Annotated in this window: 19 protein-coding genes; 9 read left to right on the top strand and 10 right to left on the bottom strand. The window is 66.1% G+C overall.

Annotated elements, in window-relative coordinates:
- Positions 1 to 14: 14 nt before the first annotated feature.
- The 3 genes from ACWKWX_RS02505 to ACWKWX_RS02515 form a co-directional block, all read right to left on the bottom strand.
- Positions 15 to 935, bottom strand: coding sequence for a LysR family transcriptional regulator (locus ACWKWX_RS02505; protein ID WP_416426601.1), 921 nt, complete (start codon positions 933 to 935; stop codon positions 15 to 17).
- A 91-nt stretch (positions 936 to 1,026) separates the two neighbouring features.
- A complete protein-coding gene (gene glyA, locus ACWKWX_RS02510) occupies positions 1,027 to 2,280 on the bottom strand; it encodes a serine hydroxymethyltransferase (RefSeq protein ID WP_483826944.1) in 1,254 nt (417 codons plus the stop codon).
- A gap of 219 nt (positions 2,281 to 2,499) precedes the next feature.
- On the bottom strand, positions 2,500 to 3,573 hold the full coding sequence (locus ACWKWX_RS02515) for an AbrB family transcriptional regulator (RefSeq protein WP_473004333.1): 1,074 nt from the start codon (positions 3,571 to 3,573) through the stop codon (positions 2,500 to 2,502).
- Between the two features lie 115 nt (positions 3,574 to 3,688).
- Here ACWKWX_RS02515 and ACWKWX_RS02520 point away from each other — a divergent pair, with 115 nt between their 5' ends.
- Entirely contained in the window at positions 3,689 to 4,588 is a 900-nt protein-coding gene (locus ACWKWX_RS02520) for a LysR family transcriptional regulator (protein WP_483826945.1), read from the top strand.
- On the opposite strand, the gene nadE is transcribed toward ACWKWX_RS02520, so the two are convergent.
- Genes nadE through ACWKWX_RS02535 form a run of 3 tightly spaced genes read right to left on the bottom strand, consistent with a single transcriptional unit; the run spans position 4,585 to position 7,269 of the window.
- Positions 4,585 to 5,412 (bottom strand): NAD(+) synthase, encoded by an 828-nt coding sequence (gene nadE / locus ACWKWX_RS02525; protein WP_473004330.1) that lies wholly within the window; start codon positions 5,410 to 5,412, stop codon positions 4,585 to 4,587. The genes ACWKWX_RS02520 and nadE overlap by 4 nt on opposite strands.
- A gap of 22 nt (positions 5,413 to 5,434) precedes the next feature.
- Positions 5,435 to 6,628 carry a nicotinate phosphoribosyltransferase gene (gene pncB / locus ACWKWX_RS02530; protein ID WP_416426596.1) on the bottom strand — a complete coding sequence of 398 codons (1,194 nt, stop codon included), beginning with the start codon at positions 6,626 to 6,628 and terminating at the stop codon, positions 5,435 to 5,437.
- Between the two features lie 2 nt (positions 6,629 to 6,630).
- Positions 6,631 to 7,269, bottom strand: a complete 639-nt coding sequence (locus ACWKWX_RS02535) for an isochorismatase family protein (RefSeq protein ID WP_473004327.1) — start codon at positions 7,267 to 7,269, stop codon at positions 6,631 to 6,633.
- Positions 7,270 to 7,463: 194 nt separating this feature from the next.
- Here ACWKWX_RS02535 and ACWKWX_RS02540 point away from each other — a divergent pair, with 194 nt between their 5' ends.
- The 4 genes from ACWKWX_RS02540 (at position 7,464) to ACWKWX_RS02555 (ending at position 11,193) form a co-directional block, all read left to right on the top strand.
- A complete protein-coding gene (locus tag ACWKWX_RS02540) occupies positions 7,464 to 8,144 on the top strand; it encodes an NUDIX hydrolase (protein WP_416426593.1) in 681 nt (226 codons plus the stop codon).
- 84 nt (positions 8,145 to 8,228) lie between these two features.
- Positions 8,229 to 9,374: an ABC transporter substrate-binding protein gene (locus ACWKWX_RS02545; protein WP_483826946.1), complete on the top strand. Its 1,146-nt coding sequence runs from the start codon at positions 8,229 to 8,231 to the stop codon at positions 9,372 to 9,374.
- Positions 9,371 to 10,429, top strand: coding sequence for a FecCD family ABC transporter permease (locus tag ACWKWX_RS02550; protein ID WP_483826947.1), 1,059 nt, complete (start codon positions 9,371 to 9,373; stop codon positions 10,427 to 10,429). Before ACWKWX_RS02545 ends, ACWKWX_RS02550 begins: the two co-directional genes overlap by 4 nt.
- Positions 10,429 to 11,193 (top strand): ABC transporter ATP-binding protein, encoded by a 765-nt coding sequence (locus tag ACWKWX_RS02555; RefSeq protein ID WP_483826948.1) that lies wholly within the window; start codon positions 10,429 to 10,431, stop codon positions 11,191 to 11,193. The genes ACWKWX_RS02550 and ACWKWX_RS02555 overlap by 1 nt, the downstream gene beginning before the upstream one ends.
- A 77-nt stretch (positions 11,194 to 11,270) precedes the next feature.
- On the opposite strand, the gene cmoB is transcribed toward ACWKWX_RS02555, so the two are convergent.
- The 4 genes from cmoB to lon all read right to left on the bottom strand — a co-directional run bounded on the left by cmoB (position 11,271) and on the right by lon (position 16,105).
- Positions 11,271 to 12,227, bottom strand: coding sequence for a tRNA 5-methoxyuridine(34)/uridine 5-oxyacetic acid(34) synthase CmoB (gene cmoB / locus ACWKWX_RS02560; RefSeq protein WP_416426588.1), 957 nt, complete (start codon positions 12,225 to 12,227; stop codon positions 11,271 to 11,273).
- Positions 12,224 to 12,967, bottom strand: coding sequence for a carboxy-S-adenosyl-L-methionine synthase CmoA (gene cmoA, locus ACWKWX_RS02565; protein ID WP_483826949.1), 744 nt, complete (start codon positions 12,965 to 12,967; stop codon positions 12,224 to 12,226). Before cmoA ends, cmoB begins: the two co-directional genes overlap by 4 nt.
- A gap of 153 nt (positions 12,968 to 13,120) precedes the next feature.
- Positions 13,121 to 13,513: a protease inhibitor I42 family protein gene (locus tag ACWKWX_RS02570; RefSeq protein ID WP_416426586.1), complete on the bottom strand. Its 393-nt coding sequence runs from the start codon at positions 13,511 to 13,513 to the stop codon at positions 13,121 to 13,123.
- Between the two features lie 174 nt (positions 13,514 to 13,687).
- A complete protein-coding gene (lon, locus tag ACWKWX_RS02575; protein WP_416426585.1) occupies positions 13,688 to 16,105 on the bottom strand; it encodes an endopeptidase La in 2,418 nt (805 codons plus the stop codon).
- Positions 16,106 to 16,424: 319 nt separating this feature from the next.
- Here lon and ACWKWX_RS02580 point away from each other — a divergent pair, with 319 nt between their 5' ends.
- From ACWKWX_RS02580 to ACWKWX_RS02595, 4 genes are read left to right on the top strand one after another with little or no spacing between them, the layout of a single operon-like run.
- Entirely contained in the window at positions 16,425 to 17,102 is a 678-nt protein-coding gene (locus ACWKWX_RS02580; RefSeq protein WP_416426583.1) for a methylamine utilization protein, read from the top strand.
- Complete coding sequence (locus ACWKWX_RS02585; RefSeq protein ID WP_473004320.1) at positions 17,086 to 19,434, top strand: putative bifunctional diguanylate cyclase/phosphodiesterase; 2,349 nt, start codon at positions 17,086 to 17,088, stop codon at positions 19,432 to 19,434. The genes ACWKWX_RS02580 and ACWKWX_RS02585 overlap by 17 nt, the downstream gene beginning before the upstream one ends.
- Positions 19,435 to 19,437: 3 nt before the next feature.
- Positions 19,438 to 20,295 (top strand): DUF3034 family protein, encoded by an 858-nt coding sequence (locus tag ACWKWX_RS02590; RefSeq protein WP_416426579.1) that lies wholly within the window; start codon positions 19,438 to 19,440, stop codon positions 20,293 to 20,295.
- 1 nt (position 20,296) lies between these two features.
- A complete protein-coding gene (locus tag ACWKWX_RS02595; protein ID WP_416426577.1) occupies positions 20,297 to 20,722 on the top strand; it encodes a group I truncated hemoglobin in 426 nt (141 codons plus the stop codon).
- Positions 20,723 to 20,932: the final 210 nt, after the last annotated feature.

Consider the following 20,932-nt stretch of genomic DNA (forward strand, 5'->3'; position numbering starts at 1 on the left):
ATCGTTGTTACGGATTAGACGATGGCGGGTTTGTTGGCCAGTTGTTCCTGCAACTGGGCAAACAGCTGCCCTGCGGTCTTGGTCAGGTAGCTGCGGTTCACGCACACCAGGTTCACCGAATATTCGGGCACCGGTTCCTGGATGTCGACCTTCAGCAGGTGCTTGGACATGTCGCTCAGGCCCACCAAGTCATGCCCCAGTGCCGGCTGGCTCATGATCATCACCGCGTCGCTGTCGATCAGCATCTTGATCGCCAGGTTCATGGCCGTGCACTCGAACACCTTGCGCGGGCGGCCCAGGGCACTGCCTTCGAACAGCTGGTTGAACTGCGACTGGCTGTCGGTGAGCGGGTCGACGCTGATCCAGTGCGCCTGCTGCAACAACCGCAGCGAGCGCACCATGCGCAGCGGGTGGTCCTTGCGCACCACCACCACGCCGGGAATGCGGCACAGCGGCTGCCAGTCCAGGCCCACGGCGTTGGCCGGCACCTGGGAGGTCAGGGCAAAGTCCAGCAGGCCGTCGCGCAGGTGCTGCAGCAGCTGGGTGGGGCGCATTTCCAGCACCTTCAGCGTGGCGTTGGGGTAGCTGTGCTGGAAGTCCACCAGGCTCTGCTTGAGCGGCTGCAGCAAAGCGGTGACGGGCGTCACGCCGATGGTGATCTCGCTCACCACCAGGCCCTTCATGTCTTCGATTTCCTGGCGCGCGCGGCGCACGCTTTCCAGTGCCTGGCGGGCGTGGCCGAGCATGCGCTGGCCGTATTCGGTGAGGGTCATGCCCTTGTTGGAGCGCACCAGCAAGGTAATGCCCAGCTCGTTTTCGAGCTCCTTGATGGCGCGGCTCAGGGCCGACTGGGTCAGGTGCAGCACTTGCGAGGCGTCTTGCAGGCTACCGGTTTCGTGGATGGAGACTAAAGCGCGAAGTTGATGCAGTTTCATTGTTATTCCCGACATGGGCCCGCAGGCCTGCTAGGTTGCCCTACTTGGCAGTTCTTCCGGGCGAAGTGTGCCAGAGGGCAACCCGGCCCGACTAGCGGCCGTATACCGGGAAGTCGCGGCTTAGTGCCGCAACCTGGGCGGCTACCTCGGCTTCCACGTCGGCATCGCCCAAATGATCCAGCACGTCGCAGATCCAGCCGGCCAGGCGCGTGCACTCGGCGGTACCGAAGCCGCGGGTGGTGACCGCCGGGGTGCCGATGCGCAGGCCCGAGGTCACGAACGGCGACTGCGGGTCGTTGGGCACGGCGTTCTTGTTGACGGTGATGTGCACGCGGCCCAGGGCGGCGTCGGCGTCCTTGCCGGTGAGGCCGTGGCGGATCAGGCTGACCAGGAACAGGTGGTTGTCGGTGCCGCCGGACACCACATCGTAGCCACGGTCAACGAACACCGCGGCCATGGCTTGGGCGTTGTCGATGACCTGCTGTTGATACGCCTTGAATCCGGGCGCCAGCGCCTCCTTGAAGCACACCGCCTTGCCGGCGATGACGTGCATCAGCGGGCCGCCCTGGCCGCCGGGGAACACCGCCGAGTCGAGCTTCTTCTCCAGCGCCGGGTTGCTGCGCGCCAGGATCAGGCCGCCGCGCGGGCCGCGCAGGGTCTTGTGCGTGGTGGTGGTGACCACGTCGGCGTAAGGCAGCGGGTTGGGGTACAGGCCGGCGGCCACCAGCCCGGCGACGTGGGCCATGTCGACGAACAGGTAGGCGCCGACCTTGTCGGCGATGGCGCGGAAGCGGGCGAAGTCCAGGGTGCGCGAATAGGCCGAGAAACCGGCAATCAGCATCTTTGGCTGGTGCTCCACGGCCAGGCGTTCCATCTCGTCGTAGTCGATCAGGCCCTGGTCGTCGATGCCGTACTGCACGGCGTTGTACAGCTTGCCGCTGAAGCTCACCTTGGCGCCGTGGGTCAGGTGCCCGCCGTGGGCCAGGCTCATGCCCAGCACCGTGTCGCCCGGTTGCAGCAGGGCCAGGAACACCGCGGCGTTGGCCTGGCTGCCCGAGTGCGGCTGCACGTTGGCGTAATCGGCGCCGAACAACTGCCTGGCGCGGTCGATGGCCAGTTGCTCGACCACGTCGACGAACTCACAGCCGCCGTAGTAGCGCTTGCCCGGGTAGCCTTCGGCGTATTTGTTGGTCAACACCGAGCCCTGGGCCTCGATGACCTGCGGGCTGGTGTAGTTCTCGGAAGCGATCAGCTCGATGTGCTGCTCCTGGCGGCGCGCCTCCAGGGCGATGGCGTCGTGCAGGGCGGGGTCGAAATCGGCGAGGGTGAGGCTTTTGGAGAACATGGCGCGGTCCTTGTGTTCTGTTTGGAATGAGGTTGAACAGAGCAAGGGCAGTGCCAGAAATTAAATCGTTATAAATCAATTATTTACGGTTTTACGTCTTTAAGAGTGCAATGAAATCATTACGGCTCCAAAGCCACCGAGGTCCGGTATCGCTCGATAAGCCGGACGCTCGGTTCATTTCGTATTGATTTCATTCCTTTGGAGTGAAATCAATACGGCCTAGCGCTCCGACAACCGAATCACCCACCGCGCCAGCCACGCGCCGGTCACGATCACCCCGAACAACCGCAGCGTTTGCATCGCCAGCACCAGCCCTACGTCCGAATGGGTGTCCACCGCGATGATTGCCATGGAGTCCAGGCCGCCCGGGCTGGTGGCCAGGTACACCGAAAGGAAGTCCTTGCCCAGCAGGTCTGCCACCAGCCACGCCGACAGTGCGCACAGCACGATCAGCAGCAGCGAGCCGCTGATCATCGCCGGCAGGCGCTTGAACACGTAGCGGATGGTGGTGCGGTCGAAACGCAGGCCCACGTAGCAGCCTACCGTGGCATAGGCCAGGCTCAGCACCGGCGCTGGCAGCACGATGTGGATCAGCCCGCACAGCTGCAGCACGCCGCCCAGCAGCAACGGCCCCAGCAGGGCGCCGGCCGGCAGGCGCGTGCCCAGCAGCACGCCGATGACGATCACCGCCAGGCTCAGCGCCAGGTCCAGTAGCGGCGCGCCCTGCAGGCTGACCACCGCGCCATGGGCCTGGGTGCCGCTGCCGTCGGCGCCCAGCAGGCGGCTGACCAGCGCGCCGATCATCACCACGCACACCACCCGCACGTACTGCATGGTGGCGACGATGCGGCCATCGGCGCCGTTGTCCTCGGCCATCGAGACCATGGCCGAGGCTGCCCCCGGCGAGGTGCCCCAGGCCGCGGTGCGGGCGCCGATGCCACCGTAGCGGGCCATCACCAGGCCCACTGCGGTGCTCAGCAGCACGGTGAGGGCGGTGGCGAACAGCATCACCGGCCAGGACTGCACCACGGCGGTCAGCACGGCCATGCTGATGGAGTGCGCCACCAGCAGGCCGATGGTGCCCTGGCACAGGCGGAACGCCTGGCGGTGGATGCGCAGGGTGGTGCCGCAGACGCCGAAGCCGATGGCCACCAGCATGGGGCCGACGAATTGCCCGGCGGGCAGTTGCAGGTGGTTGAGCAATTGGCCGGCGCTGCCGGCAAGGATGATCAGGGCGAACCACTGGGCCCAGGTGGGCCAGTAGCGTAGAGCGAGGGAAGGGGCACGCGACACGGTTTCAAGTCTCCAGGCGCCCTGGTCAAGGCAGGACGCGGAAGAATTATCGACCTGGCAACCGATCAAGTCTATTTTCTAATACTGATGAAACGATAACTGGCGGTTATGAATTATGGACCTGCGCGACCTCACCTACTTTGAAACCATCGCCGAGCTCGGCCACCTGGGCCGGGCCGCCGATAAGCTCAACCGGAGCCAGCCGGCGCTGACCAAGAGCATCCAGCGCCTGGAAGAATCCCTGGGCACCCAACTGTTCCGGCGCGAGGGCCGCGGCATCAAGCTCACCGACGTCGGCGAGCTGCTGCTGGCCCGTGGCCGCGAGCTGCGCCATAGCATCGCCGAGACCGAGCGCGAGGTGAAGGACTTCGCCAGCGGCACGGTGGGCACCATTCGCCTGGGCTGCGCCGCGTCCATGGCCGACCACCTGCTGCCGCAGCTGACCGCGGCACTCCTGGAACGGGCGCCGGACATCACCCTGAACCTGACCATCGGCCAGGACGACGTGCTGCGCGAATCGCTGGTGGCGGGGCGCCTGGACCTGATCATCAGTTCGTTCATCGCCAGCGAAGGGCCGCTGGCCAGCTACCCGCTGCTGCGCGACGAGGCGGTGGTGGTGGCCAGCGCCAGCCACCCGATCTTCGACGGCCCCTACACCCTGGCCGACCTCAACCGTTACCGCTGGGTGCTGCCTGGGCCCACGGTGTCGTCGCGGCGCTGGCTGGACAACCTGTTCAGCAGCCGCGAGCTGCCGCCGCCGGTGGTACAGGTGGAGAGCAACACGGTGTCGGTACTGCCGCGGCTGATCGCCCACACGCACCTGCTCAGTTTCTTCTCGCGTGAGTCGCTGGAGCATGGCATTGGCATGAACCTGCTGCGCGAGGTGGAGCTGGCGGAGACCACGGTGACGCGCACCATGGGGGTCACGGTGCGCATCGATGGCTACCTGTCGCCGGCGGCGCAGGTGCTGCTGGCCTTGCTCAAGGAGCGCGGCCAGCACGTGCTGGCGGGTTAAGGCGCGAACGGCAGCTCGCGCTTGTGCTGGCTGTTGTCGTAGGTGCGGACGATGATGGCGTAGGCCTCGTCGCTCACCTTCAGGCCGTGCAGGAAGGCGTCGATCTGCGCGTAGGTGACGCCGTGGGCCTCTTCGTCGGGCTTGCCTGGGCGCAGCTCCTCGAGGTCGGCGGTGGGCACTTTTTCCACCAGGTTTTCCGGCGCGCCCAGGTGCCGGGCAATGGCCCGTACCTGGTGCTTCACCAGGCCGCTGAGCGGGGCCAGGTCGCAGGCGCCGTCGCCGAATTTGGTGAAGAAGCCCATCACCGCCTCGGCGGCGTGGTCGGTGCCGATCACCAGGCCGTTGTTGGCGTTGGCGATGGTGTACTGGGCCACCATGCGGATGCGCGCCTTGGTGTTGCCGATGACGAAGTCACGGCGGGCGTCGGTGAGGCCGTGCAGGTGGGCGACCTGCTCGGACAGGCCCAGCACGGCGCCGGCGATGTTCACGGTGTCTTCCACGTCGGCGCGGATGAACTGCATCGAGGCGGCGGCGTCGTGCTCGTCGTGCTGGATGTTGTACGGCAGGCGCACGGCGATGAATTTATAGCCCTGGTCGCCGGTTTCGGCGCGCAGTTCTTCCACCGACAGCTGGGCCAGGCGGCCGGCGGTCAGCGAGTCGACGCCGCCGCTGATGCCCAGCACCAGCACCTTGACGTGGGCGTTGCGCAGGCATTGCTTGATGAAGGCCTTGCGACGGTCGATTTCCGCTTCCAGCGCGGCAGCGTCGGCGAAGGGCGGCACCACGTTGAGGGCCTGGGCGATTTCGATTTGACGGTTGCTCATGTCGAACTCCTGAGGGTGCGATTCAGACGCGAAATACATGTTTGAGGTAGGTGACGAAGTTCTCGTCCAGGCACTGGGTCTTGCCCGGCGTATCGGAAATCTTCGCCACCGGATGGCCGTTGCAGGCGGTCATCTTGATCACGATGTTCATGGGCTCGACCCCGGGTATGTCGCAGGTCAGGTTGGTGCCGATGCCGAAGCTTACATTGATCCGCCCGTGCAGCGCTCTATACAGTTCCAGCGCCTTGGGCAGGTTCAGGCCGTCGGAGAAGATCAGGGTTTTGCTCAGCGGGTCGATGCCCAGGCTTTCATAGTGTTGGATGGCCTTTTCCGCCCACTGCAGCGGGTCGCCGGAATCGTGGCGCAGGCCGTCGAAGAGCTTGGCGAAGTACAGGTCGAAGTCCTTGAGGAAGGCATTCATGGTGATGCAGTCGGTCAGGGCGATACCCAGCAGGCCACGGTATTCGCGCACCCAGCAGTCGAGGGCGGCGATCTGGCTGTCGATGAGGCGCGGGCCCAGTTGCTGGTGGGCCATGAACCACTCGTGGGCCATGGTGCCGATGGGCTTCACGTCCAGTTCGCGGGCCAGGTGCACGTTGCTGGTGCCGACGAAACGGCCGGGGAAGTCGCGCTTGAGGATGTGCACCACCTCTTCCTGCACCCGGTAGCTGAAGCGCCGGCGGGTGCCGAAGTCGGCCAGCTGGAAGCCGGCCAGTTCGCTGGCGCTGGCTTCGCCCTTGAGCCAGTCGAGCTTCTTGTACAGCTGCTCGCTGGCCTGCTCCATGACGATATTGCCGTAGCGCTGCCGGTTGCGCACCTCGCTGATGATCGCCAGCAGCGGGATCTCGTAGAGGATCACGTGCAGCCACGGCCCGCGCAGGCGAATGCACAGCTGGCCGGCCTCGACGCTGGTGTGCACGTAGCGCAGGTTGAAGCGGAACAGGCTGAGGAAGCGGATGAAGTCCGGCTTCATGAACGGAATGCGTTCGAGAAACGCCAGCTGGTCATGAGTGATGGAAATGTCGGCCAGGCGCTCTATCTGGTAGCGGATCTCGGCCAGGTACGGGGTCAGGTCCTCGGCGTTGCGGCAGCGGAACTCCCACTCCACCTCGGCGTTGGGGTAGTTGTGCAGCACCGCCTGCATCATCGTCAGTTTGTAGAAGTCGGTGTCCAGCAGGTTCTGCACGATACGGTCGGCAAATACGCTCTCGGCCATGCTCAGGCCTCCTTGTTCACGGCAGCGGCCAGTTCAGCGGCGCTGGCATAGAGTTCGATGCCCGCGGCCTGCATCTGCTGGCAGGCGGCGGTGGCAGTGGCTTCGGCGATGGCGCGGCAGGCGGGCAGGTACACGCCGACGCGGAAGCCGGCGTTGCGCAGCTGCAGGGCAGTGGTCTTCACGCAGTAGTCCAGCGCCAGGCCGCCTACCAGCACGAAGCCCACCGCCTGCTGGCGCAGGAACTCGATGGCGCCGGTGCTGCGGGTGTCGGCCAGGTCGTGGTAGCAGGCGCCGTAGGGGTGCAGGTCGGGCTCGATGCCTTTCCACACGAAGAAATCGTAGTCCAGCGGCTTGGGTAGCTCGTCCAGCAGCTCGAAGCCGGTGGTGCCGGGCACGCAGTGGCTGACCCAGGTGATGTCGGCGTTGGGCAGGGCCAGCGGCTGGAGCATTTTTTCCGGGCTGTCGACCACCCAGGCCGCTTGCGGCGAGTGGGCGTCCTTGCTGCCCAGGCGCAGGCTGGCGAAGCTGGCCAGGTGGTTGAGCGCCGCACCGATCAGATGGCCTTCGGGCACCGGCAGCTCGGCCGGGCAGAGGGGGGTGAAGCCTTTCTGGGCGTCGATGTCGAAACTGGCGATCTTCATGGGGCAACTCCTTGCTTCGCTGTGCGTGACTACATATTCCACCTGATGTAATATGTGGTCAAGCAGAAATTTGCATCGAAGCTGCGGGCCTCATCGCGAGCAAGCTCGGCTCCTACGGGACGGCGTGTACGCTGTAGGAGCCGAGCTTGCTCGCGATAGGGCCATCAGCCGCACCCCAACAGGACCTGCCACCCATGAACAACGCGCAGATACTGGCCAGCGTCGACATCGTCGCCCTGCGCCTCAACCCGCAGCAGCGCCTGGAGCTGCTGCTGATTCGCCGCGCCCGCGAGCCGTTCAAGGACCAGTGGGCGCTGCCCGGCGTGCTGGTGAACGGCCGCTGCGCCGATGCCAGCCTGGACGCCGCCGCCACCCGCGCCCTGGACGAGAAGGCGCGGGTAGTGCCACGCCACCTGGAGCAGGTGGCCACCGTGGGCAGCGCCAGCCGCGACCCGCGTGGCTGGTCCATGAGCACCATTTACCTGGCGCTGCTGTGCCCGACCACGGCGCTGGAAGGCGATGACCTGCGCTTCTTCGCCCTGGACGCCATCCCGGCGCTGCCCTTCGACCACGCCGAGCTGGTGGCCCAGGCCCACGCCCGCCTGTCGGCGAAGGCGGTGTACACGGCCTTGCCGCTGCACCTGCTGCAGCCGCGCTTCACCGTCACCGAGGCCCTGGCCGCGTTCGAGGCCAGCCTGGGCCAGGCGGTGCAGCACACCACCTTGCGCGGGCGCCTGGAACGCATGAAGGACAAGGGCTGGATCGTCGACACCGGGGAAAAGAACCGCCCGCCCATGGGCCGCCCGCAGACCCTGCTCGAGCACCGCCCGGAGCCGGGCAAGGTGTTCGTGTTCGACCGCAGCGTGCTGGTGTGAGCCACACCTGACACATGTTTCACGGAGTTAAGAATCATTGGCAGTTAAAATCGGCGGCGTTTTTCATCCGACCGAGGTGTCCCGATGCAACGCCGTGCAACCCGTTCCACCCGCGCCAAAGGCCTGCTGGCCGCCCTGGCCCTGAGCCTGTTCAGCCCGTTGCTGCTGGCGCAGACGGTCACCGACATCGCCGGGCGCACGGTGCAGGTGCCGGACAACCCCCAGCACGTGCTGCTGGGCGAGGGGCGGATGATCTACGCCATGGCGCTGCTGGAAGGCAAGCAGCCGTTCCAGCGCGTGGCCGGCTGGCAGGGTGAGCTGAGCTCGGTGGACAAGCCCGGCTACGACGCCTTCAAGGCCATTTACCCGGCCATCGCCAAGGTGCCGACCATCGGCACCACCTCCGAAGCCAGCGTCAGCGCCGAGAAGGTCCTGGCGCTGAACCCCGACGTGGCCATCTTCGGCATCGCCGGCCATGGCCCGAGCCTGGACAACCCCATCGTCAAGCAGCTGCAGGACGCCGGCGTGCCGGTGGTGTTCATCGACTTCCGCCAGCACCCGATGCAGAACACCGTGCCCAGCATGCGCCTGCTGGGCAAGGTGCTGCACCGCGAGCCACAGGCCCAGGCCTACATCGATTTCTACCAGCAGCACCTCAAGCGCGTGCAGGATGTGGTCAACGCCATTCCCCATGAACAACGCCCCACTGTGTTCCTCGAGATGCTCGCAGGGGTGGGCAAGGGTGGCGTTGCCTGCTGCCACACTGCCGGCAACGGCAACATGGGCGACTTCATCGAGGCGGCTGGCGGCAACAACATTGCTGTCGGGTTGCTGCCGGGGATCATTGGCGATATCAATCTGGAAAAACTCATCGCCACCGATCCACGCTTCTATCTGGTCGACGGCACCCGCGACAACACCGCCACCGACCCTGGCTACAAGGCCGGTATCGGCGTGAGCGTGGCCAATGCCCGCGCCAGCATGCAGCCGCTGGTGGCCCGCGAAGGCATCAACAGCCTGACGGCCGTGCGCGAAGGCCGGGTGCATGGCCTGTGGCACAACTTCTACAATTCGCCGCTGAACATCATGGCGGTGGAAGCCATGGCCAAGTGGTTCTACCCGCAACAGTTCAAGGACCTCGACCCGCTGAAGACCCAGGCGGAGCTGCAGAAAATGTTGCCTGAAGACATCAGCGGCGCCTTCTGGGCCGACCTGAAGGCTGCGCCATGAACATGGAGGTTGCAACGCAGCAGGCGATCACCGACGACTACCAGCGCGTGCTGCGCCGGCGCCTGGTGCTGCTGGGGCTGTTCGCGGTGGCCATCGTCGCCTCGCTGCTGCTGGACTTCACCCTCGGGCCATCGGGCCTGACCTTGCACGACCTGTGGCAGACCCTGGTGCACAAGGCCTCGGTGAACCCCGGCCAGCAGGTGATCGTCTGGAGCATTCGCCTGCCCCAGGCGCTGATGGCAGTGCTGGTGGGCGCCGCCCTGGGCCTGGCCGGCGCCGAGATGCAGACCATCCTCAACAACCCGTTGGCCAGCCCGTTCACCCTGGGCGTGTCCCATGCCGCGGCGTTTGGCGCAGCGTTGGCGATTGTGCTGAACCTGGGCATTCCCGGCGTGCCGGACGAGTGGCTGGTGGCGATCAATGCCTTCCTCTTCGCCTTGATCGCCACCCTGGCGCTGGACCTGCTGGCGCGCTGGCGCAAGGCCGACACCAGCGTGGTGGTGCTGTTCGGCATCGCCCTGGGCTTCACCTTCGGTGCGTTGGTGTCGCTGATTCAGTTCGTGGCCACCGAAGACTCGCTGCAGGCCCTGGTGTTCTGGACCTTGGGCAGCCTGGCCCGGGCCAGCTGGATGAAGGTCGGCCTGCTGGCGCTGGCCGTGGCGGTGGCCTTGCCCCTGGCCCTGCGCCGGGCCTGGCAGCTGACCGCGCTGCGCCTGGGTGAAGACCGCGCGGCCAGCTTCGGCATCGACGTCAAGCGCCTGCGCCTGGGGACCCTGCTGCGGGTCAGCGTACTGTCGGCGCTGGCGGTGGCCTTCGTCGGCACCATCGGCTTCATCGGCCTGGTGGGCCCGCACATCGCGCGGCTGCTGTTCGGCGAGGACCATCGCTTCTACCTGCCGGGCAGCGCCCTGGCCGGTGCGTTGATTCTGTCGCTGGCCTCGGTGGCGTCGAAGAACATCATCCCTGGGGTGTTGATTCCGGTGGGTATCGTCACCTCGTTGGTGGGTATCCCGTTCTTCCTGTCGATTGTGCTGCGCCGCAGCGGAGGCCACTGATGCTTGAAGTACGGCAACTGGACGTCAGCTACGGCAAGCGTCGCATCATCGAGCAGCTGTCCCTGGCCGGCATCGGCCGGGGCCAGGTCACGGCGTTGCTGGGGCCCAACGGCTGCGGCAAGTCCACCTTGCTCAAGGCCATCGCCGGCCTGACGCCGGCCAGCGGCCAGGTGTTGCTGGCAGGCGACGACCTGCTCAAGGCCAGCTACGCCGCCCGCGCCGAGCGTGTGGTGTACCTGCCCCAGAGCCTGCCGGCCAGCGTGCACCTGCGGGTGTTCGAATCGTTGCTGGTGGCGCGCCGTGCCAGTGGCAACACCCCGCGCCAGCAGGACATCGACGAAGCCCGGGCGCTGCTGGAGCGGCTGGGCATCGCCCACCTGGCCATGAGCTTCCTCGACCAGCTGTCAGGCGGGCAGAAGCAGTTGGTGGGCCTGGCCCAGGCGCTGATCCGCAAGCCGCTGCTGCTGTTGCTGGACGAGCCGCTGAGCGCGCTGGACCTCAACCACCAATTTCACGTGATGGAGGTGATTGGCCAGGAGACCCGCGAGCGCAACATGGTGACCCTGATCGTGCTGCACGACATCAACATCAGCCTGCGCCAGACCGACCGGGTGCTGATGCTCAAGGGCGGGCGGTTGATTGCCCATGGGGCGCCGGCCGAGGTCATCGATGGTGACAGCCTGGCGGCGGTGTATGGCGTGCGCGGGCGGGTGGAGCGCTGCTCCCGGGGCACCGCGCAGGTGATGATCGACGGGTTGGTGTAACCCTTGTGGGAGCTGGCTTGCCAGCGAGCTTTTCGGGGCAGCCACAGCTCGCTGGCAAGCCAGCTCCCACAGGAGGGTTACTTGCGGGCCTTGATCACCGCGCGCATCGGCGCCGGCAGGCCTTCGATGGTGCGGCTGTGGTCGTTGGGGTCGAGGAAATCACCCAGCGACTGGTATTTCATCCACTCGGTGCTGCGCTGTTCCTGCACGGTGGTCAGGCTCACGTCCACGCACTCGATGTCAGTGAAACCGGCGCGCCGCAGCCACAGCTCCAGGGCCGGCACCGAGGGCAGGAACCATACATTGCGCATCTGCGCGTAGCGGTCCTCGGGCACCAGCACCTGGTGCTTGTCGCCTTCCACCACCAGGGTTTCCAGCACCAGTTCGCCGCCCTTCACCAGGCAGTCCTTGAGGGCCAGCAGGTGTTCGATGGGCGAGCGGCGGTGGTAGAACACGCCCATGGAAAACACCGTGTCGAAGCCTTCCAGGTTCGCCGGCAGGTCTTCGAGGGCGAACGGCAGGTGCCAGGCAGGCAGGTCCGGCAGGTAGCGCTGCACGGCCTGGAACTGGCAGAAGAACAGCCAGTTGGGGTCCACGCCGATGACGCTGTCGGCGCCGGCGCCGAGCATGCGCCACTGGTAGTAGCCATTGCCGCAGCCCACGTCCAGCACGCGCTTGCCCTTGAGGTCGAGGTGCGGGGCCACTCGCGACCATTTCCAGTCCGAGCGCCATTCGGTGTCCACGTGCACGCCGAACAGGTTGAACGGGCCCTTGCGCCAGGGCGACAGGCCCATCAGCGCGCTGCGCATCTGTGCGCGGGTGGCGTCGTCGCAGGCGCAGTCCAGGGTCAGGCTGCTGGCCAGCTCGACTTCGCTGGGCACCAGGGCGGGCAGGGCGTCCAGGGCCGCTTGCCAGCGTTCCAGGTCACCGTGGCCTTTTTCCATCTTGGCGTCGAGCTGGGCCTGCAGGCCCTCGCTCCACTTGGCCAGGGGCGTGCCCGCCATGCGGCGGACCAGGGGGGCTAGATCAATCATGGCAGGGCAATCAACGAGGCAAAGTTAAGGCATTGGAACCAGGGCACCACCTTGGAGAAACCGGCGGCCAGCAGGCGCTCGCGGTTTTCCTCCAGGCTGTCGGGCTTCATCACGTTCTCGATGGCGCTGCGCTTCTGGGCAATTTCCAGTTCGCTGTAGCCATTGGCACGCTTGAAGGCGATGTGCAGGTCGGTGAGCAGTTCGTGTTCCTGTTCATCGGCGAAGCGCAGCTTCTCCGACAGAATCAGCGCGCCGCCCGGCACCAGGGCCTGGCGGATGCGTTGCAGCAGGCCCAGGCGCTGGTCGGGGGCGATGAACTGCAGGGTGAAGTTCATGGCGATGACCGACGCCGGGGCGAAGTCCAGGCTGAGGATGTCGCCTTCGATGACCTGCACCGGCAGCAGCTCCTGGAACATCGAGTCCTGGGCGTTGAGGTATTCGCGGTAGCGCTCGACCATGGCGCTGGAATTGTCCACGGCGATCACCCGGCAGTCGTCGCTGCGCACGTGGCGGCGCAACGACTGGGTGACGGCGCCCAGGGAACTGCCCAGGTCGTACAGCGCGGTGTGCGGCTGGGCGAACTGCGCGGCCAGCACGCCGAGGTTCTCGACAATGGTCGGGTAGCCGGGCACCGAGCGCTTGATCATGTCCGGGAACACCCGCACCACGTCTTCGTTGAAGGCGAAGTCGGGCACCTGGGCCAGGGGCTGGGCGAAAAGGCGGTCGGGTTCTTTGCTCACGGCGGTTCCGGCGGGTCGGTAAAAAACGAAGGCCGGGATTTTACCGGGATTGGCGGTTTATTGCAGGTGAGATAGACAGACTGTGGGAGCTGGCTTGCCAGCGAGCTGTTGGGACCCTCTAAAAGCTCGCTGGCAAGCCAGCTCCCACAAGGGCTATTTGACGCTGATGGAACAATCAAACACCTGCACCGGCTTCACCTCCGGCGCCCACGGCTGCTGCAACACCAGCAGCAAGTGCCCGTCGCCCGCGGCCTTGGCCTGGAAGCGCCACACCGACTGGCCGGCCGCGCCGACCAGGCCGGCGTCCTCGGGGTTGGTGTAGACCTCGGGGCTGAGCACCTGCAGCACGTTGGGCGCAGGGTTCTGCACCAGCCAGCGGTAGCCGGTGGTGGGGTTGCTGGGCAGGGCCAGGGTCAGGGTCTGGCCGGTGACCAGTTTCAAGGGACATTGGCTTTGCTTGGCCAGGTCGACGTTGTGCGTCGGTTGCTGGGCGCAAGCGGCCAGCAGCGCAAGGCTGGCAGGCAGGAGGAGGCGGGCAGCGGTCATGGACGGCTCCAGGTGAACGGGATGGCCGCCAGCATAACCGAAGATGTGTGTCATGGCGCACAGCTGTAGCCGCTGCCGCAGGCTGCGCTGGCCCTGGGGTTCACCGAATATCTTCAGCGAGGCAGAGGGCCAGCGCAGCCTGGCGGCAGCGGCTACAGATTGCGTGCGGCGGACTTAGAACAGTACCTTCGCTACATCAGCGAAGCGCTTGGCGAAGTGCACCGTCAGCCCCTGCTTGAGGTAATCGGGCAGCTCTTCGAAGTTGCCACGGTTGGCCTCCGGCAGGATCAGTTCGTTGATCTTCTGCCGGCGTGCGGCGATGACTTTCTCGCGCACCCCGCCAATGGGCAGCACGTGCCCGGTCAAGGTCAGCTCGCCGGTCATGGCCACGCCTTTCTTCGGCGCCTGGTCGCGGGCCAGGGACAGCAGGGCGCTGGCCATGGTCACGCCGGCGCTTGGGCCGTCCTTGGGCGTGGCGCCCTCGGGCACGTGCAGGTGCACGAAGGCCTCGTCGAAGAAGGTGGTGTCGGCGCCGAACTGCTTCAGGTTGGAGCTGATGTAGCTGTGGGCGATCTCCGCCGACTCCTTCATCACCTCGCCCAACTGCCCGGTCAGCTTGAAGCCGCGGTTGTGGGTGTGGATGCGCGTGGCCTCGATGGGCAGCGTGGCGCCGCCCATGCTGGTCCAGGCAAGGCCGGTGATCACGCCCTTGCCCGACAGCACCTGCTCGCTGCGGAACACCGGCATGCCCAGCGAGGCTTCCAGGTCCTTGGGCCCCAGCTTGATGACCTGGTCCGGCTCATCCAGCAGTTTCACCACGGCCTTGCGCACCAGCTTGCCCAGCTGTTTCTCCAGCTGGCGCACGCCGGCTTCGCGGGCGTAGCCCTCGATGACCGCGCGCAGGGCGCTGTCGCTGATGCTCAGCTTGCTCTTGTCGACGCCGGCCTTTTCCAGCTGCTTGGGCCACAGGTGGCGCTTGGCGATGGCCAGCTTTTCCTCGGTGATGTACCCCGACAGGCGAATCACTTCCATGCGGTCCAGCAACGGCCCGGGGATGGAGTCCAGGGTGTTGGCGGTGCACACGAACAGCACCTTGGACAGGTCCAGGCGCAGGTCCAGGTAGTGGTCGAGGAAATCGACGTTCTGTTCCGGGTCCAGGGTCTCCAGCAGCGCCGAGGCCGGGTCGCCCTGGTAGCTCTGGCCCATCTTGTCGATCTCGTCGAGCATGATCACCGGGTTCATCACCTCCACGTCCTTCAGCGCCTGCACCAGCTTGCCCGGCTGGGCGCCGATGTAGGTGCGGCGGTGGCCCTTGATCTCGGCCTCGTCGCGCATGCCGCCGACGCTGAAGCGGTAGAACGGCCGCCCCAGGGATTCGGCGATGGACTTGCCGACGCTGGTCTTGCCCACGCCCGGCGGGCCCACCAGCAGCACGATGGAGCCGCTGATCTCGCCCTTGTAGGCGCCCACGGCGAGGAATTCGAGGATGCGGCTCTTGATGTCATCCAGGCCGGCGTGGTGCTGGTCCATTACCTTGCGGGCGAACTTGAGGTCCAGCTTGTCCTTGCCGTACACGCCCCAGGGCAGGGCGGTGGCCCATTCCAGGTAATTGCGGGTGACGGCGTATTCCGGCGAGCCGGTCTCCAGGATGGCCAGCTTGCCCATTTCCTCGTCGATGCGCTTCTGCGCCTGGGCGGGCAGGGTCTTGCCTTCCAGGCGCTGCTGGAACTGTTCGAGGTCGGCGCTGCGGTCGTCCTTGGTCAGGCCCAGCTCCTGCTGGATGACCTTGAGCTGTTCCTTCAGGAAGAACTCGCGCTGGTGCTCGCCGATCTGCCGGTTCACCTCGGCGGAGATCTCTTTCTGCAGCCGCGCCACTTCCACTTCCTTGCGCAGCATGGGCAGCACTTTTTCCATGCGCTTGAGCATCGGCACGCAGTCCAGCACCTGTTGCAGCTCGGCCCCGGTGGCCGAAGTCAGGGCGGCGGCAAAGTCGGTGAGCGGCGACGGGTCGTTGGGGCTGAAGCGGTTGAGGTAGTTCTTCAGCTCCTCGCTGTACAGCGGGTTGAGCGGCAGCAGTTCCTTGATCGCGTTGATCAGGGCCATGCCGTAGGCCTTCACCTCGTCGGTGGGCTCGGCCGGCTGGTGCGGGTATTCGACTTCCACCAGGTACGGCGGGCGGTGGTGCTTGAGCCAGGAGCGGATGCGCACCCGCGACAAGCCCTGGGCCACGAACTGCAGCTTGCCGTTCTCGCGGCTGGCGTGGTGGATCTTCACCAGGGTGCCGTACAGCGGCAGGTTGGAGGTGTCCAGGTGGCGGGTGTCCTGGGGCGTCTCCATGAAGAACAGCGCCAGCGAGTGGTGCGGCTCCTTGGCTACCAGGTCGAGGGTCTCGGCCCAGGGCTCCTCGTTGACGATGACCGGCAGCACCTGGGCCGGGAAGAACGGCCGGTTGTGGATCGGGATGATGTAGACCTTGTCCGGCAGGTTCTGGTCGGGCAAGGCCAGCTCGGTGCTGGAATGGGGCGAATGCTCGATGTGCTCGTGGTCCGGCTGCTCGTTCGGGTGTTCGGGGAAATCCTGCTGGTCGCTCATGGGGCACCTGCGCAAATGACTATGGCGGTTAGATGGGGCAGATGCCCGGTGGTTTCAATGGCGGCACTCCAGCTTTACCAAAAGCTGACGATAACCTTCATATACCCACCGGCACGTGCACATGAGCTGTGTTGCAGGCCACGGAATAGACGTTCAAGTGCTATTCTCGCGGCCTGGCTCGCCGCCTTTCGTCGGGAAAATTCAGTGATGGCTATTTGCCTCTTTTTTCCGCGTGATCTCTTTGTCCGGTACGGTTAATCTGCCGGAGCACGCGATTGCCAAGGCTGGCGCATTCTGATTTCTGACCTTGGGTGCCGCTATGGCGAAATTGTTCAAGCATGTTGCTGCAACGCTGCTGGGCCTGGGTATGGCCGCCGCGTGCGTGGCCGCGCCATTGAAGGTGCAAATCGTCGACCCCGCCGGCAAGCCGCTGCCGGGCGCGGTGCTCAGCCTGCAAGGGCAGGGCCCGGGCAACGCCGCGCCGAACGCCGACATGGACCAGGTCAAGCAGGAGTTCGTGCCCCACGTGCTGGCCGTGCACACCGGCACCAACATCAAGTTCCCCAACAGCGACAACATCCGCCACCAGGTGTATTCGTTCTCAACCCCCAAGCGTTTCGAACTACGCTTGTACGAAGGGACGCCGACCAAGCCACTGCTGTTCGACAAACCCGGGGTAGTGGTGCTGGGTTGCAACATTCATGACTGGATGCTGGGTTATATCTACGTGACCGATGATCCATGGTTTGCCGTCAGTGGTGCCGACGGCAGCCTCAGCCTGGACGTGCCGCCAGGCCATTATCAGGTCACCCTGTGGCACCCGCAGTTGCCCGACATGCAGACCGTCAGCGGTGGCGCCATCGACGTCGCCGCCAGCGGCCTGCAGCGTTCCTGGAACCTCACGGTGACGCCGCCTGCGGCCGACACCCCCCATGCTCCTGAAACGAGTGGCTTCGGCGATGCCTTCAATAAAGCTGTCCGTGAAACTGAGAAGTAGTTTCCAGGCACGCATCGCCTGCGTGCTCATCCTCTTGCTGTTGGTGGTGATCGCCGCGCTGACCCTGTCGGTGAAGCTGGCCACCACCGATGCGGTGCGGGGCCAGGCTGCCGATCAGTTGCAGCTGGGCGCGCGGGTATTCGAACGCCTGCTCGACGCCCGCGGCAAGCGCCTCAAGGACGCCGCGCAGCTGCTGGCCGCCGACTTCGGCTTCCGCGACGCGGTGGCCAGCGGCGACTCGGCGACCATTCGCTCGGCCCTGGCCAACCATGGCTCGCGCATTGGCGCCAGCGACATGATCCTGCTGGGCATGGACGGCAAGGTCATGGCCAGCACCGTGGCCGGGCTTGCGGATGGCACGGCGTTCCGTTTCGACCAGGCGCTGCGCGATGCGCGGCGGCAGAACCAGGCCATGCTGATCGTGCCCCTGGGGGGCCAACCGCACCTGCTGGTGGAGGCCCCGGTGATGGCGCCGCTGCCCATCGGCCGGGTGGTGGTGGGCTTCGTCATGGACGACGCGCTGGCCCAGGAACTGCACAGCCTGACCAACCTGCAGGTGTCGTTCCTGTCCCGTGACGGCGGCCAGCTGGGCACGTTGGTCAGCACCCAACCGCCCGCGCTGCTGCCGTCGATTACCGAGTGGATGCTGGCCAACGGCGCCAGCCACCAGGTGTCGCTGGCCAGCCACGACCAGCGCCGCTACCTCAGCCAGCCGCTGATGCTCGATGACAACGACGGCGGCCAGGTCATCGCCCTGCTGCAAAGCCCGCTGGACGACGCCCTGCACGCCTTCGCGACGCTGGACAACACCATCCTGGTGATCGCCCTGGCGGCGCTGGCGGCGTCCCTGGCCGGCGCCTTGCTGCTGGCGCGCAGCGTGTCGCAGCCAGTGGAAGTGCTGGCCCAGGCGGCCCAGCGCATCGGCAACGGCGACTACCAGAGCCCGGTGCACCTGGAGCGTCGCGACGAGCTGGGGGTGTTGGCCAAGGCCTTCAACCACATGCGCGAGGGCATCGCCGAGCGCGAACTGCAGCTGGCGCACAACGCCCTGCACGACAGCCTCACCGGCCTGCCCAACCGCACCCTGGCCATGGAACGCCTGAGCAGCGCCATCGCCGCCAACCGGCCCATGGCCCTGCTGTACCTGGGCGTGGACAACCTGCGCGCGCTGAGCGAAGGCGCCGGCCCGGCGTTCGTCGACGGCCTGTTGAAACAGGTCAGCCAGCGCCTGCAGGCGACCCTGACGCCCGGCGACACCCTGGCGCACCTGATCGCCGACGAATTCCTGCTGCTGCTGGAGCACACCGACAGCGACAGCGCCGTGGCCCGCGCGGACAAACTCCAGCAGCTGCTGCTCAAGCCGCACCGCTTCAACGGCCACGACGTGGCCCTGGACTGCCGCATCGGCATCGCCGCGTTCCCCGCCGATGGCGCCAACGCCGAGGAGCTGCTGGGCCGAGCCGCCGTGGCCCTCAAGGACGCCTCGCAGATGCCCGGCCGCCTGCAGGTCTACGAGCAGGGCCGCGACCTGGCGCACCAGCGCCAGATCCGCCTGATCCGCGACCTGCGCCGCGCCGCCGACAACGGCGAGCTGCTGCTCAACTACCAACCCAAGCTGGACATCCGCCAGGGCCAGGTGCGCCAGGCCGAGGCCTTGTTGCGCTGGCACCACCCGCAACTGGGCATCGTCTCGCCCGGCGAGTTCATCGAGCTGGCGGAGCGCACCGGCAGCATCCAGATCCTGACCCGCTGGGTGATCGAGGAAGGTATCCGCCAGCTCAGCGAGTGGAACGGCCGCGGCCTGCGCGTGCAGCTGTCGCTGAACATTTCCGCCGACGACCTGCTGGGCCAGGACCTGGCCGAGCGCGTCTCGGCGCTGCTCAAGGTGTACGACGTGCCGGCCGGGCAGCTGATTTTCGAGATCACCGAAAGCGCCATCATGCGCGAGCCGGAGTCGGCGCTCAAAGTGCTGTACCGCCTGCGCGAATGTGGCATCAGCCTGTCGGTGGACGACTTCGGCACCGGCTACTCGTCGCTGGCGCACCTCAAGCGCCTGCCGGTGCAGGAGCTGAAGATCGACCAGTCGTTCGTGCGCAACCTGGATGAAACCAGCGAAGACGCGGTAATTGTGCGTTCCACTATCGAGATGAGCCACAACCTGGGGCTCAAGGTGGTGGCCGAGGGCGTCGAATACGAACACAGCCTGCGCCTGCTGGAGCGCTGGCACTGCGACACGGCCCAGGGCTACCTGATCAGCCGCCCGCTTACCGCCATGGCCTTCGAGGCCTGGCTCAAGCAACCCCTGCCTTCATTGTCTGCCATGGTCCACTGAAATATGACCCGTCGATTGTCCCTGTTGCTGTGTTCGTTGTGCCTGTCTTCGGTCGCCGTGGCGGACCAGGGGCGCCTGTTGGCCACCGGTGGCGCCTCCAGCCTGGATGGCGCCGCGGGTGGCGGCATCAACCCCTGGGCGGTGCTGGCCGGCTACGGCGAGCAGGGCGAGTGGGGCGCTACGGCGTTCGGTACCCACGTCGACCTGCCCGACTACAACCTGGACGTGGTGGGCCTGGCGGCCAGCTACGACAACCGCGTGGAAGTCTCCTACGCGCACCAGCGCTTCGACCTCGGCACCCTGGGGCACAAGCTCGACCTGCCCCAGAGCAGCCTGGGCCAGGATATCTTCGGGGTGAAGGTGCGGCTGTTCGGCGACCTGATCTACGACCAGTTGCCCCAGGTGTCCCTGGGCCTTGAGTACAAGCACGACAACAATTTCGAAATTCCACAGATGGTCGGCGCCAGGCGCGACTCCGACGTGGAAGGCTACCTGGCGGCCAGCCGGCTGTTCCTCGGCGGCGCGTTCGGCTACGACCTGCTGGTGAACGGCAACCTGCGCTACAGCCGCGCCAACGAACTGGGCGTGCTGGGCTTTGGCGGCGACCGCCGCGACACCCGCAGCGTGCTCAAGGAGGGTTCGGTGGCGGTGCTGTTCAACCCGCGCTGGGCAGTGGGCCTGGAGTACAAGGAAAAGCCTGACAACCTGTCGTTCTCCGGCGAGAGCGACTGGGCCGACCTGTTCGTGGGCTGGTTCCCCAACAAACACGTGTCCGTGGTGCTGGCCTACGCGCGCCTGGGCGAAATCGCTACCCTGGACAACCAGAACGGCACGTACCTGTCGATCCAGGGGAGCTACTGACATGCGCCGCCTGTTGCTTGCCACCGCCTTGCTGCTCGGCGCCTGCACCGCCAACACCCAGCCGCCCAAGGACGACAGCCTCTACCGCGACCTGGGCGCCAAGCCCGGCATCACCCGGATCGTCGAGGGTATGCTGCTGCACATCGCCCACGACGAGCGCATCGTCGAGCACTTCCGCAACGTCAACATCACCCGCCTGCGCGACAAGCTGATCGAGCAGTTCTGCGTCGAGGCGGGCGGGCCGTGCACCTACACCGGCGACACCATGGCCGAGTCGCACAAGGGCCAGCACCTGACCCGCAGTGATTTCAACGCGCTGGTGGAGGACCTGATCAAGGCCATGGAAGACCAGGGCGTGCCGGTGACGGCGCAGAACCGGCTGATTGCGCGGTTGGCGCCGATGCGTGGGGAAGTCATCGAGAAGTGACTTTGGCAAGTCACGCAGTCACAGCCAGAGCACAGCCACGGCGGCACCGCAAACCCGCTTTTGATCTTGATCCCGTGAGGCCCTTGATCTTGATTGTGTGCCCCATAAAGCGCCAGGGCCGACTGGAGGCGTCGGCCAAGCGGTCCACGGCGTAGCCGGGGAAGACGGAACCGGAGGCGCTTCTATTCCGGGCCGTCGGCCGCTTGGGCG

Source organism: Pseudomonas imperatae (assembly GCF_057128625.1).

What these genes read in the sequence shown, in the direction of transcription:
- ACWKWX_RS02505 (WP_416426601.1), bottom strand. Translation starts at nt 935, where the DNA reads ATGAAACTGCATCAACTTCGCGCTTTAGTCTCCATCCACGAAACCGGT.
- glyA (WP_483826944.1), bottom strand. Translation starts at nt 2,280, where the DNA reads ATGTTCTCCAAAAGCCTCACCCTCGCCGATTTCGACCCCGCCCTGCAC.
- ACWKWX_RS02520 (WP_483826945.1), top strand. Translation starts at nt 3,689, where the DNA reads ATGGACCTGCGCGACCTCACCTACTTTGAAACCATCGCCGAGCTCGGC.
- nadE (WP_473004330.1), bottom strand. Translation starts at nt 5,412, where the DNA reads ATGAGCAACCGTCAAATCGAAATCGCCCAGGCCCTCAACGTGGTGCCG.
- pncB (WP_416426596.1), bottom strand. Translation starts at nt 6,628, where the DNA reads ATGGCCGAGAGCGTATTTGCCGACCGTATCGTGCAGAACCTGCTGGAC.
- ACWKWX_RS02535 (WP_473004327.1), bottom strand. Translation starts at nt 7,269, where the DNA reads ATGAAGATCGCCAGTTTCGACATCGACGCCCAGAAAGGCTTCACCCCC.
- ACWKWX_RS02540 (WP_416426593.1), top strand. Translation starts at nt 7,464, where the DNA reads ATGAACAACGCGCAGATACTGGCCAGCGTCGACATCGTCGCCCTGCGC.
- ACWKWX_RS02545 (WP_483826946.1), top strand. Translation starts at nt 8,229, where the DNA reads ATGCAACGCCGTGCAACCCGTTCCACCCGCGCCAAAGGCCTGCTGGCC.
- ACWKWX_RS02550 (WP_483826947.1), top strand. Translation starts at nt 9,371, where the DNA reads ATGAACATGGAGGTTGCAACGCAGCAGGCGATCACCGACGACTACCAG.
- ACWKWX_RS02555 (WP_483826948.1), top strand. Translation starts at nt 10,429, where the DNA reads ATGCTTGAAGTACGGCAACTGGACGTCAGCTACGGCAAGCGTCGCATC.
- cmoB (WP_416426588.1), bottom strand. Translation starts at nt 12,227, where the DNA reads ATGATTGATCTAGCCCCCCTGGTCCGCCGCATGGCGGGCACGCCCCTG.
- ACWKWX_RS02570 (WP_416426586.1), bottom strand. Translation starts at nt 13,513, where the DNA reads ATGACCGCTGCCCGCCTCCTCCTGCCTGCCAGCCTTGCGCTGCTGGCC.
- lon (WP_416426585.1), bottom strand. Translation starts at nt 16,105, where the DNA reads ATGAGCGACCAGCAGGATTTCCCCGAACACCCGAACGAGCAGCCGGAC.
- ACWKWX_RS02580 (WP_416426583.1), top strand. Translation starts at nt 16,425, where the DNA reads ATGGCGAAATTGTTCAAGCATGTTGCTGCAACGCTGCTGGGCCTGGGT.
- ACWKWX_RS02590 (WP_416426579.1), top strand. Translation starts at nt 19,438, where the DNA reads ATGACCCGTCGATTGTCCCTGTTGCTGTGTTCGTTGTGCCTGTCTTCG.
- ACWKWX_RS02595 (WP_416426577.1), top strand. Translation starts at nt 20,297, where the DNA reads ATGCGCCGCCTGTTGCTTGCCACCGCCTTGCTGCTCGGCGCCTGCACC.